3 protein-coding genes are annotated in these 3,277 nt (G+C 70.4%); 1 reads left to right on the top strand and 2 read right to left on the bottom strand.

All coding sequences use genetic code 11. The annotated features are described in order from the left end of the window. A partial coding sequence (locus tag U9980_RS16050; protein WP_322768655.1) for a MarR family winged helix-turn-helix transcriptional regulator occupies positions 1–971 on the bottom strand: 971 nt, incomplete at its 3' end. 118 nt (positions 972–1,089) lie between these two features. On the opposite strand from U9980_RS16050, the gene U9980_RS16045 reads away from it, so the two are divergent. After that, positions 1,090–2,715 carry an MFS transporter gene (locus tag U9980_RS16045; protein ID WP_322768654.1) on the top strand — a complete coding sequence of 542 codons (1,626 nt, stop codon included), beginning with the start codon at positions 1,090–1,092 and terminating at the stop codon, positions 2,713–2,715. Positions 2,716–2,763: 48 nt separating this feature from the next. Here the strand turns inward: U9980_RS16045 and U9980_RS16040 are convergent, their stop codons facing one another. Then, a complete protein-coding gene (locus U9980_RS16040) occupies positions 2,764–3,120 on the bottom strand; it encodes a rhodanese-like domain-containing protein (protein WP_322768657.1) in 357 nt (118 codons plus the stop codon). Positions 3,121–3,277: the final 157 nt, after the last annotated feature.

The following is a 3,277-nucleotide window of genomic DNA, read 5'->3' as shown; positions in this document are numbered from 1 at the left end:
TGCAGCAGAGCCGGCAACTGGGCCGCCTCCGACCTGGGCAGCGGGGCGGTGAGATGCGCGTCCGCTTCGGTGATCAGTTCCCAGGAGCTGGACAGGACGGTCCTGCCCGTGGCGGTGGGCGACAGCTCGTAGCGCCGGCGGTCAGTTGGACAGGACCGGCGCTCGACGAGGCCGCGGGCCTCCAGGTGGTCGACGATCTCGACCATCACCGCCCCGCTGGTTCCCAGCTCGTGGGCGACGTGCTGCTGGGAGCACGGCGTGTCGTTCGTGATGACGGCAAGCGCGCCGACGTGGCGTGGGGTGATGCCCACTGCTGCCAGGAGACGAGACGCGATCGTGTGGACCCGGTAGTGCGCGTGGACGACGAGGAAGGTGCTTCGGCCGGTGAGCGCCTCGGGTAGCCCGGACGGGTGACCCGGCCCGACCAGGATCCGGAGCAGCAGGCCGTGTAGCCGTTCGCGCTCCGGCGGGGTCAGGCCGGCGGTGAACAGCCGCTCGGCGGCTTCGAGTCCGGGCCTCATCGCGGTCAGCCGCGCCCGGCCGGCGTCGGTGGGCACAAGGACGTAGCTACGTCGGTCGGCCGGGTTCCGGCGACGCTCGACCAGGCCGGCCTGCTCAAGTCGGTCGACAAGTTTGACCATGGCGGTCCGGTTGACGTCCAGCCGCTCGGCGAGCCGCTGTTGGGACGAGTACGCTCCGTCGGCGTCGATGGCGACCAGCATGGCGTACTCGCGCGGATGCTGGCCCGGCGGCAGCAAGGCCTGTGCGCCCGCTCGCGCCCGCTCGTGCGCGAGCCGCAGCAGGTACCCGACCGAACCGGCGAGCACCGCCGGGACGTACGTCGATCCGCCCGGCTCCGCGGCGCCGACCCCGGCTGCCCCGGCAGCGTTCACCGGCACGGCGTTCACCGGCACGGCGTTCACCGGCACGGCGTCCGTCGTCACAACCGCTGGCTCGCGCTCCCCGATCATGCATCCCTCCGGCCGTCAGGCGTGGCGGCCACGCTTGGCCTTGTCCCTATGGTAGTTGATAGTTAGGCTAGTTGATAGTTAAACAAGTATCTGTAAGAGGCCTGTCTGGGGAGGAACCGTGCAGAGGAAGTGGTGGACGCTCGCGGCGGTCTGCATCGGCGTCTTCATGCTGCTGCTTGACGTCACGATCGTGAACGTGGCACTGCCGGACATCGGGCGGGCGTTCGGCGCCTCGCTGTCGGACCTGCAATGGACGATCGACGCCTACGCTCTGACGTTGGCCGCCCTGCTGCTGACGGCCGGCTCGCTGGCGGACCGGTTCGGTCGACGGTTGATGTTCGCCGTCGGCACGGCCATGTTCACCGTCGGGTCGTTGCTGTGCGGCCTCGCGCAAACCTCGCTGTTCCTGATCCTGGCCCGGGCCGGGCAGGGTGTCGGCGGTGCGATCATGTTCGCGACGTCCCTGGCGCTGCTCGCCGACGCGTTCCGCGGCCGCGACCGCGGGGTCGCCTTCGGGGTCTTCGGGGCCGTCACCGGCGTGGCGGTCGCTGTGGGCCCGGTCCTCGGCGGGGTGCTGACCAGCGGGTTGTCCTGGCGATGGATCTTCTTCGTGAACCTTCCGGTTGGCGTTGTCGCGGTCGCGATCACCCTGCTCACGGTCGCCGAGTCCCGCAATCCGCACGCCGGTCGGGTCGACTGGTTCGGCCTGGTGACGTTCTCCGGCGCGCTCGGCGCGCTGGTCTACGGGCTCATCCGCAGCAGCACCGACGGCTGGAGCTCGGCCCAGGTCGCCGGGTGCCTGATCGGGGCGGCTGTGCTGCTGGTGGCGTTCGGCGTCGCCGAGGCCGTCCAGACCCAGCCGATGTTCGACCTCACCCTGCTGCGTAAGCCGACCTTCGACGGGGGTTTGTTCGCCGCGTTCGGGCTGTCCGCCAGCCTCTTCTCGATGTTCGCCTATCTCGTGCTGTACATGCAGAGCGTGCTCGGCCTGTCGGCCGTCGCCACCGGCATCCGCTTCCTGGTGCTCAGTGGGGCGATTTTCGTGGCCGCCGCCATCGCCGGACGGCTCACCGAACGCGTGCCGGCCAAGCTGCTCATCGGCCCGGGCTTCGTGGCCATCGGCGCGGGCCTGCTGCTCATGGGCGGCCTGACCGTCGACTCCGGGTGGACCCACTTCATCCCCGGTTTCATTGTCGCCGGTGTCGGCGCCGGCTTTGTCAACGTTCCGCTCGCCTCCACCGCCGTCGGTGTGGTGGCGCCGGAACGCGCCGGCATGGCGTCCGGGATCAACACGACCTTCCGTCAGGTCGGGATCGCGACCGGTGTCGCCGGCCTTGGTTCGATCTTCAGTGCCCAGATGCGCGACACCGTCACCGTCGGCCTCGCCGGTACGCCCGTGGCCCAGCAGGCTGGCCACATCGCCCAGGCGGTGTCAGGTGGTGGCATCCAGGCGGCGGTCGCGGGCGCACCGCCGTCCGCCCGCGCCGCGATCGGCGTCGCCGCGCACGCCGGCTTCGTCGCCGGGCTGAACGAGGTTCTGCTGGTCGCAGCTGTTACGGCCTTCGTGGCGGCGGGACTGTCGCTCGTCCTCATCCGACAGCGTGACTTCGTCGTCCGCGGCCCGGCCGGTGGTGGCGACGGTGGCGGTCGTGGCCCTGGCGGGGACGGCCAACCGGCTCCGGCGATACCCGCGATACCCGCGATACCCGCGATACCCGCGATACCCGCGGCACCCACGGCCTGAGCGGGCCGCACCCGGATGGTCGCATCCCGCGCGTTGATGACTGGACGGCTAGTGATCCTTCCAGGTGGCCTGGGACACGGATGTCGGTAGGCCGGCGGTGGCCCACGCTCGGAATCCGCCGATGACGTCGGTGGCGTGCTGCAGGCCGATGTCGTGGAGGGAGGCTGCGGCGAGGCTGGATGTGTAGCCCTCCGAGCACACGATGATGATCTGCAGGTGGTAGCCGGTGGCCTCGGGGAGCTTGGCGTCACTGGTGGGGTCGAAGCGCCACTCGAGCACGTTCCGTTCGACGATCAGAGCGTCGGGGATCTCGCCTTCGGCCGCGCGCTGTGCGGCCGGGCGGATGTCGACGATGACCGCGCCATGCCGGCGCGCCTGGTCTGCCTGGGTGGGGGTGAGCCGCATCAGTCTGGATCGGGTGTCGGCGAGGATCTGTTCGATCGTCCGGGCCCCTGCCGGGGGCTGCGGGGTAACGGTCACCAGTCGACTCCTGCTCGTTCGCGGCCGATCTCGACGAGTCCCGCGTGTGGATCCAGGGCGTAGCGTCGCATGAACTCCAGCG

It is taken from the genome of Protofrankia sp. Cr1 (genome assembly GCF_963555865.1).
GTDB lineage: Bacteria > Actinomycetota > Actinomycetes > Frankiales > Frankiaceae > Protofrankia.
This window is presented reverse-complemented; position numbering and strand designations above follow the sequence as displayed.

What these genes read in the sequence shown, in the direction of transcription:
- U9980_RS16040 (WP_322768657.1), bottom strand. Translation starts at nt 3,120, where the DNA reads ATGCGGCTCACCCCCACCCAGGCAGACCAGGCGCGCCGGCATGGCGCG.